This is a genomic window from Fusobacterium sp. DD2 (assembly GCF_018205345.1).
GTDB lineage: Bacteria > Fusobacteriota > Fusobacteriia > Fusobacteriales > Fusobacteriaceae > Fusobacterium_A.
On the sequence record NZ_JADRHM010000026.1, the window covers coordinates 16,489 to 28,090 of the forward strand.

General features: G+C 30.2%; 14 protein-coding genes. 8 read left to right on the forward strand and 6 right to left on the reverse strand.

The window, feature by feature from the left end; translation table 11 throughout:
- The first annotated feature begins 111 nt into the window (after positions 1-111).
- The 4 genes from IX290_RS05635 to IX290_RS05650 all read left to right on the forward strand — a co-directional run bounded on the left by IX290_RS05635 (position 112) and on the right by IX290_RS05650 (position 2,978).
- Positions 112-528, forward strand: a complete 417-nt coding sequence (locus IX290_RS05635; protein ID WP_211492235.1) for a hypothetical protein — start codon at positions 112-114, stop codon at positions 526-528.
- Positions 519-785, forward strand: coding sequence for a hypothetical protein (locus tag IX290_RS05640; RefSeq protein WP_211492236.1), 267 nt, complete (start codon positions 519-521; stop codon positions 783-785). Before IX290_RS05635 ends, IX290_RS05640 begins: the two co-directional genes overlap by 10 nt.
- Before the next feature lie 231 nt (positions 786-1,016).
- Positions 1,017-2,402 (forward strand): recombinase family protein, encoded by a 1,386-nt coding sequence (locus tag IX290_RS05645; protein WP_211492237.1) that lies wholly within the window; start codon positions 1,017-1,019, stop codon positions 2,400-2,402.
- 21 nt (positions 2,403-2,423) lie between these two features.
- Positions 2,424-2,978 carry a hypothetical protein gene (locus IX290_RS05650; RefSeq protein ID WP_211492238.1) on the forward strand — a complete coding sequence of 185 codons (555 nt, stop codon included), beginning with the start codon at positions 2,424-2,426 and terminating at the stop codon, positions 2,976-2,978.
- A 55-nt stretch (positions 2,979-3,033) separates the two neighbouring features.
- On the opposite strand, the gene IX290_RS05655 is transcribed toward IX290_RS05650, so the two are convergent.
- The 6 genes from IX290_RS05655 to IX290_RS05680 all read right to left on the reverse strand — a co-directional run bounded on the left by IX290_RS05655 (position 3,034) and on the right by IX290_RS05680 (position 9,362).
- The gene (locus IX290_RS05655; protein WP_211492239.1) at positions 3,034-3,819 is read right to left on the reverse strand and encodes an SDR family NAD(P)-dependent oxidoreductase; all 786 of its coding nucleotides are present in this window, start codon (positions 3,817-3,819) and stop codon (positions 3,034-3,036) included.
- A gap of 30 nt (positions 3,820-3,849) precedes the next feature.
- Positions 3,850-4,365 carry a shikimate kinase gene (locus IX290_RS05660; protein WP_211492240.1) on the reverse strand — a complete coding sequence of 172 codons (516 nt, stop codon included), beginning with the start codon at positions 4,363-4,365 and terminating at the stop codon, positions 3,850-3,852.
- Positions 4,366-4,421: 56 nt separating this feature from the next.
- A complete protein-coding gene (locus IX290_RS05665; RefSeq protein ID WP_211492241.1) occupies positions 4,422-5,282 on the reverse strand; it encodes a YitT family protein in 861 nt (286 codons plus the stop codon).
- A 12-nt stretch (positions 5,283-5,294) separates the two neighbouring features.
- Complete coding sequence (locus tag IX290_RS05670) at positions 5,295-6,158, reverse strand: mechanosensitive ion channel family protein (protein ID WP_249168867.1); 864 nt, start codon at positions 6,156-6,158, stop codon at positions 5,295-5,297.
- An 18-nt stretch (positions 6,159-6,176) separates the two neighbouring features.
- Positions 6,177-6,908: a WG repeat-containing protein gene (locus tag IX290_RS05675; RefSeq protein WP_211492242.1), complete on the reverse strand. Its 732-nt coding sequence runs from the start codon at positions 6,906-6,908 to the stop codon at positions 6,177-6,179.
- Between the two features lie 105 nt (positions 6,909-7,013).
- The gene (locus tag IX290_RS05680) at positions 7,014-9,362 is read right to left on the reverse strand and encodes an aminotransferase class I/II-fold pyridoxal phosphate-dependent enzyme (RefSeq protein ID WP_211492243.1); all 2,349 of its coding nucleotides are present in this window, start codon (positions 9,360-9,362) and stop codon (positions 7,014-7,016) included.
- A gap of 149 nt (positions 9,363-9,511) precedes the next feature.
- Here IX290_RS05680 and IX290_RS05685 point away from each other — a divergent pair, with 149 nt between their 5' ends.
- The 4 genes from IX290_RS05685 (at position 9,512) to IX290_RS05700 (ending at position 11,575) form a co-directional block, all read left to right on the forward strand.
- Positions 9,512-10,099: a DJ-1/PfpI family protein gene (locus IX290_RS05685; protein WP_211492244.1), complete on the forward strand. Its 588-nt coding sequence runs from the start codon at positions 9,512-9,514 to the stop codon at positions 10,097-10,099.
- 96 nt (positions 10,100-10,195) lie between these two features.
- A complete protein-coding gene (locus IX290_RS05690) occupies positions 10,196-10,699 on the forward strand; it encodes a peptidylprolyl isomerase (protein ID WP_211492245.1) in 504 nt (167 codons plus the stop codon).
- 80 nt (positions 10,700-10,779) lie between these two features.
- The gene (gene rpiB / locus IX290_RS05695; protein WP_211492246.1) at positions 10,780-11,211 is read left to right on the forward strand and encodes a ribose 5-phosphate isomerase B; all 432 of its coding nucleotides are present in this window, start codon (positions 10,780-10,782) and stop codon (positions 11,209-11,211) included.
- A gap of 22 nt (positions 11,212-11,233) precedes the next feature.
- Positions 11,234-11,575 carry a histidine triad nucleotide-binding protein gene (locus IX290_RS05700; RefSeq protein WP_211492247.1) on the forward strand — a complete coding sequence of 114 codons (342 nt, stop codon included), beginning with the start codon at positions 11,234-11,236 and terminating at the stop codon, positions 11,573-11,575.
- The last annotated feature ends 27 nt before the right edge of the window (positions 11,576-11,602 follow it).

Below are 11,602 nucleotides of genomic sequence, written 5' to 3' on the forward strand. Positions count from 1 at the left end.
CCTTTGTGGACAAGTATTATAAAACTGGTAAATTATATTGCGGATTTATACAGATGCAAGCTTCAAGAAGCATTTGCTAACCATAAAATAAGTGTTTTAAATAATAAATATATGAAAATACAATACCTGGAAACACTTATAACAGTAACTGCATATACAATATTACTTTATAATTTAAATTTAGGATTACTTCTTATTTTACTAAGTAATACATTAAATGCAATATCCCGAGCTTATTTTGTAGCATATAGTACATTGATAGATGATTTAATAACATGTAAAAATGCTAATAACAGAACTACTTTTTATGCAAAATTAGATTTTATAGCTAATAAAGCTGCTATTTGTGGAACTGCAGTAAATGCACTAATTTATTTTGTAGCTGGAGAAATTAATGTAAATAAAATACATATCTATTATTTTTTCTGCTGCTTCTATGCATTAACAAAAATAATAGATTTAATATGTAGTATTATAGAAAAAAAAGAAATTGATAAATTAATAAAACTGGAGGAAGAATGGACTTAAATCAATTGTTAAATTTTAAATTTCAGAACGATATACATGTACAACGTTTAAAAATGTGCGAAGAATGGATTGAGCTCCAATTGGAAATTAGAAATCATAATAAGAGATTAACAATAGAAGAAGGATTAGATCTTATAACAGCTACTCTTAATTATTTGCAATTATTAGGTATAAGTGAAGAAGATTTTAATAAACATATTAATAAACTAAGATTGTATAGAAAAACAAAATATCCTCCAGAAGAGGATGTGAAGTAATGATACAGATGATAATATCATGTCTAATTACATATATAGTAGCTGATGTTATAAGAGAAAAAAAAGGTGTGTACCTAAATTTTTTCCAATTGTATTTGATGTTAATAGTCATATTTTTAATAATTAAATTTGGGGTGATGTCATGGTAGTTAAAAATAATAAATTAACCAATAAAGAAAAATTAGTGGCTGCAAGAAAAATCATAGAAATTCTAAAGTCAAATAAAAAGCAATGAATAATAGAGGACTTGAAATAGGCTCAAGTGTAAAAAGAGCGGCCATTTACATTCGTGAGTCTACAAAGTTTCAGGATCCTGACGCACAAGAGCGTGAATGTCGTGCTTATTGCAATGAGCATAATTTTAATATTGTTAAAATATATCGAGATATAGCTTCTGGAAAGAAAAACGATAGAAAAGGATTCCTGAAAATGTTAGACGATCTAGACAATGATAAGTTTGATGTCCTAGTACTCTGGGAGTTATCTCGGAGTACTAGAGATTTTATAACTTATAAGTCTTTGCTGGATACACTAAATGAAAACAACAAAGAATTGCATAGTTTGCAAGAAGGTATTTTAACTCAAGATGATATTGATGTAGAATTCAGTAATGACATTAGAGCTCTTATAAACGTACATGAACGTAAAAGAGTAGGAAGAAGAATAAAGTACAGATTAAAATTTAAAACACAGGAAGGGCTATGGACAAATGGGAAAGCTCCTTTTGGTTATAACCTTGAAGACGGTGGAAAGTTATCTATCAATGAAAGAGAAGCTCAAATTGTGAATGAAATTTATGAACTTTTTATTGCAGGTAATACGATTCAGAATATCAGTAAAAAATTTGATATAAATCCTAGAAGGCTTTCACGGATCCTTTCCAATGTCATTTATATAGGAAAATTAAAAGTAAATGAAACTGAAATGATTAATGATAAAAGAATTTATCACAAAACTTATGAAACAATTAAAGGGCAACATGAACCAATAATTTCAGAAGATACTTTCAAATTAGCTAATTCTTTAAAAAGGAAAAAGCCTAAAAAATATAAAAAAGGTAAATTTATTTTAAATAATATTTACTGCTGGACTGGTGATAGAATGTATCCAGCGGCATCTGAAAATGGAAGGCAAGAATACTACGCAACTTCTGCTACTGCATCTGTTAGAAGAGTAGTTGATAGGGAATTTTTGGAAAAACTTGTTCTCGACAATATATTAAATTTTAAATTTAATACACTTAATGAAGATATAGAAGCAATTGATTATCAGAAAAGAAAAGATTTTTACATAAAAGAGTTGAATAAATTAAAAGTAAATGAAACAAAATTATTAAAAAAATACCTTGATGGCTATATTTCTGAAGAACTTTTTGAAAAATTTACTCTTGAAAATAAAAATAATATAGCAACCACAGAAAAGAAATTACAGGAACTTAATAATTTAATTCTTAATAATGAAAAACAAGAAGACAATGCAAAATTGCTAATAGAGTATATAAAACTATTAAAAGAAACAAAAGATAGAGCAAAGTTAGCACATATTTTAAGTATATTGATATCTGAAGTTAGGCTGATAAATAATTTTAGGTGTGTTGTTATTACAACTATATTTTAAAAACTAAAGGAGGTGATGTCAATGATTCTATACGATAAAATTTTAAAAACTTACAGTAAAAAAGAATTAAATGAAATGGCAGACCCTCGTACAGCTAGAAAGATTTACTACGCAAGAGGAACTATCCCTTTAGAAAAAGCAGCAAAAATATTTAATCTTGATAAAATAAAATACACTGTTGAAGATGCAATTAAAGATTATAATATTGATAAATCATATAAGCAATACAAATATGCATTCAAGATTTTTAAAAAGGGATACAGTATCAGAGGAATATCTGAAAAATATGGGTTAACTGATGCATTAAGTTATCAATTAAAAAGAGAAATAAATTTCACAAGTAAAGCCATCAACAGTCATTACATAATAGATATATTAGATATAAAGGTAGATATTTCTAATTTTACCTTTGACATTTATGAAGATCATCTAGAGCTTTTTGGAGATAAAAATGATTTAATAAAATTTAAGGAAAAATATAATATAAATTATGATATAATTTTTGAGCCATTCAAAAAACAGTGGCATATAGCTTTTGATGGCATGCTTTGTGACTGGATTAAATTACATAAATAGAAAAAGGAGTATACACTCCTTTTTTATTTGCTTGATTTTATTATATTTTATACATTTAGTTGTGTCTATGGACAACGCGACCATCAGCTTGATTTGCACATACTATAGTCATCTCTGCAATATGCACATTAGCTGGAAGGTTTGCGACGTAAGCAACACTGTCAGCTATATCATCTGGAGTTAAAGGTTCTATTCCTTTATATACTTTTTCAGCTCTTTCTTTATCTCCTTTGAATCTAATCATACTAAAGTTTGTCTCTACAAGTCCTGGTTTGATATCTGTAACCTTTATCTTAGTGTCAACCAGGTCTATTCTAAGTCCATCTGATAAAGTCTTAATTGCTGCCTTTGAAGCACAGTAAACTGCTCCACCAGCATAAGCAGCATCTCCAGCTACAGATCCCATATTAATTATTGTACAAGGTACATCTCTTTTTAGCATTAAAGGTACAACAGCATTATTTACATATAACATTCCTTTAACATTTGTATCAAAAACAGTATCAATATCTTCATTGCTATTTAGATATAGCTTATCAAGTCCAAAAGCAAGTCCAGCATTATTAACTAAAATATCAATAGCTTTCCATTCTTCAAGAAGTCCATTTATTTTTTCTACAACAGCTTTTGAATCTCTAACATCAAGAGGCATAACATAAACTTTTATTTTATGTTCTTTCTCAAGTTTTTCCTTCAGTTCATTAAGCACGCTTTCTCTTCTTGCAGCAATAATCAAGTTCATACCAAATTCTGCTAATTTTACTGCACATGATCTTCCAATCCCACTTGTTGCACCTGTAATAAATGCAATTTTTCCTTTTAATCTGTTCTCATTAACCATTTCCAAATCCCCCTTGTTTTTATGTAATAATTAACTTTCAATATATGCTTTTTTTATTTTTTCTGCTGTATCATACATATTGCTGTCAACATCTATATCAACTCTGAAATCACATGAAATTTTATAGAGCCAGTCTCTTTTATCATGTAATTCCTTTATTTTTTCAAACATATTTTCAACATTTAAAAGTGGTCTTGTTTTACTATTTTTTACTCTTTCATAAATACATTCTACAGTGCAATCAAGATAGACAATAAAAGAGGTTTCTTTGAGATTTTTGATGTTTTCATTATCAATGATAACACCTCCACCTGTAGAGATAACAATATTATTATTTAGAGACTCATGAAGAACTATCTCTCTTTCTAACTGTCTAAAATACTGTTCTCCCTTTTCAGCAAATATCTCATTGATGCTCTTTTTTTCCTGTGCTGCTATCATTTTATCTATATCAATAAATTTCATATCAAGATATTTGGCTAATATCTTTCCTATGGTTGTTTTTCCACTTCCCATAAAGCCAATTAATGCAATATTATCCTTCATTAGGTCCTCCTTTGTCTATTATAACATGTATAATTTCATTATGAAAGATTATTGCCTTAATTTTTCTTTTTATTATCCAAAGGATTAAATCCCTCACCTAACACTTCAGAAACATCTGTAATAGTTACAAAGGCTTTGGGATCTGTCTGTCTCACAATGTTTTTAAGTTTTCCAAGCTCAAATTTGCTTACAACGCAGTAAACTATAGGAAGAGCAGAGTGACTATAACCACCCTCTCCATTGATAATTGTTATTCCTCTTCCAGTTTCATTCATAATACGCTCTCTTAGAATCTCATATTTATGGGATATTATAGTAACACCTTTAGATTTCTTTAACCCTTCCTGGAAATAATCTACAGTTTTTGATGAGATAAGCATTCCTATAAGGGTGTACATCACTATTCTTTGTCCAAATATAAGACCTGCGATACTTAAAATTATCAAATCCATAATAAAAAGCGTTCTTCCAATTGGGATATCAAAGTACTTATTTAATACTATGGAAATTATATCAGTTCCACCTGTTGATCCATTCATCATAAAGATAATTCCTAATCCCATCCCAATTACAAGTCCACCATAAATTGCTGCAAGCATCACATCTTCAGTTGGATACTTTAAATTATGAGTAAGTGCAATAAATGCTGACATACACAAAGTTCCATATATGGTTTTGAAAAGAAAAGAACGTCCTACAAATTTCCATCCTATTAACAGCAATGGAATATTTATTAAAAAATACGCAATACTAACAGGAAATTTAATAAGGTAATAAAGAATTAAACATACCCCTGTAACACCACCTTCAGCAAGGTGATTTGCTATAAAAAAATAGTTTAAAGCAGTGGCATAAAGTAAACAACCTATTGTTATCCCTGCGTATTCCTTTAAAATTTTGTAATTTTTCTTTTCCATTCCGCCACTCTCCTAGTCCTCTTTTTTAAGTATCTCTTCCTTAACATTAACATCCAACTTATTATAAGGAATTTCAATATTTGCATTGTTAAACTCTTTAATTATTTGAGCTAACAATTCACTTCTCACTCTATAATACCCTTCTCTTTTAGTCCAAACTAAGAAAAGAATATTTACTGCTGAATCTGCATATTCCATTATATTTACAAAGTTAGGTTTGTCATGTTCAAGACCAGGGAAAGTCTTACAAAGTCTTTCTAATATCTCAACTGCCTTTAATTGATCTGACTCATAAGATACTGGAATATCTAATTTTATCTTTCTATATGCATTAGCATCATGATTTGTCACCAAAGTACTTACCATAAGGTTATTTGGTATGATAACTCTTTTACTATCAAGGGTATTTATGTGAGTTGAAAAAACCTCGATTTTATATACCTGACCAAAAGCACCACTTACTTCTATATACTCTCCAACATGGAAAGGACGAGTAAAGAGTATTATCACTCCTCCAGCTAAGTTTGAAAGGAAATCCTTTAATGATATTCCCACTCCCAACCCTATAGCACTTATCATTGTAAAGATTGAGTGCTCATTAAATCCAAAAATAAGCATACCTAAAAGGAATAAAATAACGTGTAACCCCAATTTTACAAAAGATTTTGTAAACTGTTTAGCCCCATCATCCATTTTCTCATGTGGCACTTTATCTAAACGTTTCAATATAAAATCAATTACTTTTTTCCCTATACAAAATACTATTATAAAAAGTACCAATCTAAATGCCATAATAATTGCATCATCTATAACAATTTTAACTATCTTTTCTCCATGCTGATTCTCCAAATCAGTAATTACTTCAAGTAACTTCAAAATTCTCACCGCCTGTTATTATATACTTCCAACTTTTTCTTCAAATGAAGAAGCAATATGTTTTTTTATCTTTTCAACCCAGTCCTGGAAATCAGAAAGCAATGTACTAAATAATTTTTCCTTGCCATACTTATCTATATAAAATGTTTCATTTCCTATTCTTACTAAAGCTTCACCATTTTTAAAATCCAATGCCTCATCGTATTCAAATGGGATAACCTCAATACCTTTTGTATTTACATAACCCCATTTTCCATCTTTTTTTACTGCAGCAAGGCCATCAGAAAACATCTCTGCTTCATCATAAATAATAGGAACACAAAGATTTCCATCAATATCTAAAAATCCAAATTTATTATGATTATTTTCTTTGTTGTATACGATAAAATACCTTTTATCCTTAGTTTCTGAAGATGCTATGTACATATTTGCATACTTATCCTTATATCTGTACTCACCCATCTTTCCTATCCATTTTCCCTCAGTTGACATAAGCCCCTCATTATTATCAATATCAACAATATAGATATGGTTTTTTTGGATAGAAATCAAAACATTATTCCCCTTTGTTAAAAACTTTCCAGAGTTATCCACTATACCATATAGTCCAGTTTCTTCCCCTTTTAATATTTTAACTACTTTTATATTTTTAGGTGCCTGTGCAATAGGAACTTCTTCGTAAGCACATTCTTCAGTTGAAAAAGAACAAATCGATAACAGTAATCCTAGCAAAACTATAGTTTTTTTCATGTGCACCACCCCTATCTTGATATTTCTTTTTTCACTACCATTATACAACATTTTATACAAAAAAAATAGAGGCAATCTTGAATGATCGCCTCTTTTATTAGTCAATTAGTCTGGATTTACTACATATTCTGTTAATTCGTTTACAAAATCTAGAGTTTTATTATTCTTATCATTTACTGGGTTAAACTCTACTATATCAACAGAAGTTACAAAATAGTTTTTAAAGAAGAATTTAAACATATCAAATACTTCATCAGTTGTGAATCCATTTCTAACTGGTGTACTTACACCTGGTGCATATTCTGGGTTAACTGAGTCAACGTCAAAACTGATATGAAGATTATCTATCTTCAAGTATTCGTGGATCTCTTCTAATACTTTATCCAATCCTTTTTGAAGTACTTCATCATGATAAATTACTTTTACTCCAAGTTGATCTATTACCTGTCTTTCTTTGAAATCAAGATCTCTTGCACCTAATATTACAACATTTCTGCTATCTATTTTAGCACCTTGATAGAAACAGTTAACTAAATCTCTATCTCCAGCACCTTGTAATAATGCAAGTGGCATACCATGGATATTACCAGTGATAGTTGATTCATCTGTGTTCATGTCTCCATGAGCGTCTATCCATACTACTCCAATCTCTTTTTCAAGTGAAACTCCTGATATACTTCCTAGAGCTATTGAGTGGTCTCCTCCAATAACTATTGGTCTATATCCATCTCTTACAGCTTCATTTACAGAAGCAGCAAGTTTTTCACAAGTATCTAATATTGTATTCTTGTATTTTAAATTCCATTCGTTGAAATTTTCTTTTTGTTTTTCTATATCAATAATTTCAATCTCATCAAATGTATCTGGATAGTTGTCACATAATGTATCTATACCAAATTCGATTCCAGCTTTGTTTGCTCCTAAGTTCATAGGTACACCAAACATCTTGCTCTTCATCTTTTCTGTATATAGATAGATTGCGTCTTCTTCTTCAATTACATTTATATATTTAAGTTCTGGGTCTTCCATTCCTTGAACATGAAGTTTTGCTTCTTTAAGATCGTTGATATAGTCTATTATCTCCTGAGTTATTCTTTCTCCTGGTGTAATAACTGGTATTCCAGGTGGATATGCCATTATCATCTCTCCAGAAATTTTTCCATCACTTTCTTGGAATAAGATTTTATTCTTTTCACTGTAGAAAGCTTCTCTTGGAATCAATACCTGTTCTGGTGTTGCAGGCATTTTTAAGAATTCTCTAGTTATTTTTTTACCTTTTCCATAATATCTTGCACTGATATCTTTAAGTGCTGCAATTAATCTGTCTACACTTTCATCAGTATCTCCAATAGTTATAAGTCCTAAAACATTATAAAAATCAGATAATTCCATTTGGATATTATAGTCATCAATTAATATATCTTCAAGCTCTGCTCCAGTAAGTCCTAACTCTTTAGCGGTGAAAGTAATCTTAGTTGGATCGAAAGCATATACTCCCTCTCTACCTACTATCTCTTCTCCAAAGCATGACATTCCTGGAATTCTATTTACTTCAGCTCTAAAACGTTTTGAAAGTTTTATTGCTTTATCTAAAAGTTCTTTACCTTGAGTAGCTATCTGTCTTCTAGCACAGTCAAGTGATGCCATCAATGGATATGATGGTGATGTTGTATGAAGTAAGCTTAATATTTGCTTAACTCTATTTACATCAATTCTATCTGAATTTACATGAAGAAGTGACATCTGTGTCATAGCACCTATTATTTTGTGAGTACTTTGAGTACAGATATCTGCTCCAGCATCAACTGCTGATATAGGTAGGTCTTCATGGAAATGAAGATGTGGTCCATGAGCTTCGTCCACAATAAGTGGAATATCATAGCTGTGAACTATATCTGCTATTTTTTTAATATCTGTTGCTACTCCGTAATATGTTGGATTTATAATTAATACAGCTTTAATGTCTGGATCTTGTTTTAGCATGTTTTCAACAGTTTGAGGTCTAACACCATGGGCTATACCTAACTCCTCATCCACTTCTGGATTCATATATATAGGTTGAGCTCCACTCAATATTATTCCTGCTGAAACCGATTTATGAACATTCCTTGGAACAAGTATTTTTTCTCCAGCTTTTATAACTGTCATTATCATTGCCTGAATAGCTCCTGATGTACCATTAATTGCAAAGAAACTTTGCTTTACTCCATAGGCATCAGCTGCAAGTTCTTGAGCTTCTTTTATACAACTTTTTGGTTGATGAAGTCCGTCTACCATTTTAAATATAGTAACATCAATGGAAAAAGGTCCATTACCCATAAATTCGTGAAATTCTTTATCTACTCCTTTTCCTCTTTTATGTCCTGGCACATGAAATGGAAGTACATCTCTTCCTGCATATTCATTTTTTAGAACAGAAAATAAGGGAGTTTTATTTTGGTCTAGCTTTGACATCTTACCTCCTTTAAAATTGTTTTTTTACTTTTTAATTTTTCTTTTTTATATTATAATAATCTATGTAAATACTTATTTTTAAGTACTGATGTATTGTAAGGCTTTTTTAACAATTAGTCAATGATTTTTATATTTATTAGGAGAAATATATGAAGAAGATTCTTTTGCTCATTTCCAAGGGTAGTGAGCTTTTGGAAATATCCCCTTTTACTGATGTATTTGGATGGAATAACGTAGTTGGAAGCAAAGACATTGAGGTGATTACCGCTTCATTTCATTCACAAATACACGCAACCTGGAATCTGACTATAATTCCAGAAATAAATTTATCTCAACAAACACCTGATTTATCAGAATTTGATGCCATAGTTATCCCTGGTGGATTTGGTTATCGAGATTTTTTTCATGATATGAAACTTTTAAAGTTTAAACATATTATACAACATTTTATGGAAAATAACAAAATTATAGTAGGAGTATGTACAGGTGTTATAGCTTTAGGAGAGGCTGGAGCAATAAAAAATAGAAAAGCTACAACCTACCTATATGACAATGATAGGTACTTTAGGCAGCTCTTCTCCTATGGAGCATTTCCAGTGAGAAAAAATATTGTAATAGATGAAAATATTATTACTGTATCAGGTCCTAAAAACTCTTTAGATGCTGCTTTTTTACTTTTAGAAAGACTATCTTCTAAAGAAAATGAACAAATAGTTAAATTTAATATGTGTTTTTGATTAAAGATATAGACAGAGTCCCTTTTTTGTGGTATTCTCTATGATAGATACCTATGTTTAAAATAGGACTTTTAATATAATTGAGAGGTGAAATTTATGAAAGTTTCAAAAGATAATGTTATTACTCTTGAATTTAAAGTTTACGACAATGATACTAATGAGCTTTTAGAAGATACAAAAGAAGTTGGACCTTTCTTCTACATTCAAGGACATGAGCAATTTGTTCCTATAGTTGAAAAAACTCTTGAAGGTAAAGAAAAAGGGTACAAAACAACTATTATGATTTCTCCAGAAGAAGGATATGGTCATTATGATGCTGACTTAGTTGAGGAGATGTCAAGAGCAGATTTTGAAGATTTTGATGATATCTATGAGGGAATGGAATTTATCGCAGATATGGATGATGGAACTGAAAGAGATTTTACAATTACATCTATTGAAAATGACGTTGTAATTGTAGATGGAAACCACCCATTTGCAGATAAAAACCTAAGATTTGAAGTTGAAATAACAGATGTCAGAAAAGCTACTCCTGAAGAATTAGAACATGGACATGTTCATTTCCAAGGATTTGATGATGATTGTGATTGTGATCAATAATTGATTTAAAATTGCAGGAAGACTGGCTTTGCTCAGTCTTTTTGTTTTTAATATATAAATATTTTTAAGGAGGACAATAAATGAAAATTGCTTTAGGTGCTGACCATGGTGGATATGAATTAAAAGAAAAAATCAAAAAACACCTTTTAGAAAAAAATTATGAGGTATTTGATTTAGGAACTCATTCAACAGATTCTGTAGACTACCCAGAATTTGGACATGCTGTTGGACATGCTGTGGCAGATAAAAAGGCTGATTTTGGAATAATCGTATGTGGAACAGGAATTGGAATCTCAATTGCTGCAAATAAAGTTCCAGGAGTAAGAGCAGCTCTTTGCACAAACACAACTATGGCTAGACTTACTAGAGAACATAACAATGCTAACATCCTTGCTATGGGTGGAAGAATTGTAGGAGACGTACTTGCACTTGAAATGGTAGATGTATTCCTAAGCACAAATTTTGCTGGTGGAAGACACGAAAGAAGAGTAAACACTATTGAAAATATTTAATTAAATAATTAGGAGTGATAATATGGCTACTATATTTACAAAAATAATTAACAGAGAAATTCCTGCTACTATAGTTTATGAAAATGACAAAGTTATCGCATTTAAAGATATCAATCCTGCAGCTCCTGTTCATATTCTTGTAGTTCCTAAAAAGGAAATCCCTACTATCAATGATATTAAGGAAGAGGATAAAGAACTTATTGGAGAAATCTTCCTTGCAATTGGTAAAATTGCTAAAGATTTTGGAATTGATAAAGATGGATACAGAGTAATTGCAAACTGTAATGAGTATGGAGGACAAGAGGTATTCCATTTACATTATCACATTCTAGGTGGACAAAAATTAGGACGTTTAATAGTTTAATAGTTTAATAGTTTAATAGTTTAATAA

Excerpts from the sequence above, each read along its gene's own strand:
- IX290_RS05635 (WP_211492235.1), top strand. The coding sequence starts at position 112 with ATGAAAATACAATACCTGGAAACACTTATAACAGTAACTGCATATACA.
- IX290_RS05640 (WP_211492236.1), top strand. The coding sequence starts at position 519 with ATGGACTTAAATCAATTGTTAAATTTTAAATTTCAGAACGATATACAT.
- IX290_RS05645 (WP_211492237.1), top strand. The coding sequence starts at position 1,017 with ATGAATAATAGAGGACTTGAAATAGGCTCAAGTGTAAAAAGAGCGGCC.
- IX290_RS05650 (WP_211492238.1), top strand. The coding sequence starts at position 2,424 with ATGATTCTATACGATAAAATTTTAAAAACTTACAGTAAAAAAGAATTA.
- IX290_RS05655 (WP_211492239.1), bottom strand. The coding sequence starts at position 3,819 with ATGGTTAATGAGAACAGATTAAAAGGAAAAATTGCATTTATTACAGGT.
- IX290_RS05660 (WP_211492240.1), bottom strand. The coding sequence starts at position 4,365 with ATGAAGGATAATATTGCATTAATTGGCTTTATGGGAAGTGGAAAAACA.
- IX290_RS05665 (WP_211492241.1), bottom strand. The coding sequence starts at position 5,282 with ATGGAAAAGAAAAATTACAAAATTTTAAAGGAATACGCAGGGATAACA.
- IX290_RS05675 (WP_211492242.1), bottom strand. The coding sequence starts at position 6,908 with ATGAAAAAAACTATAGTTTTGCTAGGATTACTGTTATCGATTTGTTCT.
- IX290_RS05680 (WP_211492243.1), bottom strand. The coding sequence starts at position 9,362 with ATGTCAAAGCTAGACCAAAATAAAACTCCCTTATTTTCTGTTCTAAAA.
- IX290_RS05685 (WP_211492244.1), top strand. The coding sequence starts at position 9,512 with ATGAAGAAGATTCTTTTGCTCATTTCCAAGGGTAGTGAGCTTTTGGAA.
- IX290_RS05690 (WP_211492245.1), top strand. The coding sequence starts at position 10,196 with ATGAAAGTTTCAAAAGATAATGTTATTACTCTTGAATTTAAAGTTTAC.
- rpiB (WP_211492246.1), top strand. The coding sequence starts at position 10,780 with ATGAAAATTGCTTTAGGTGCTGACCATGGTGGATATGAATTAAAAGAA.
- IX290_RS05700 (WP_211492247.1), top strand. The coding sequence starts at position 11,234 with ATGGCTACTATATTTACAAAAATAATTAACAGAGAAATTCCTGCTACT.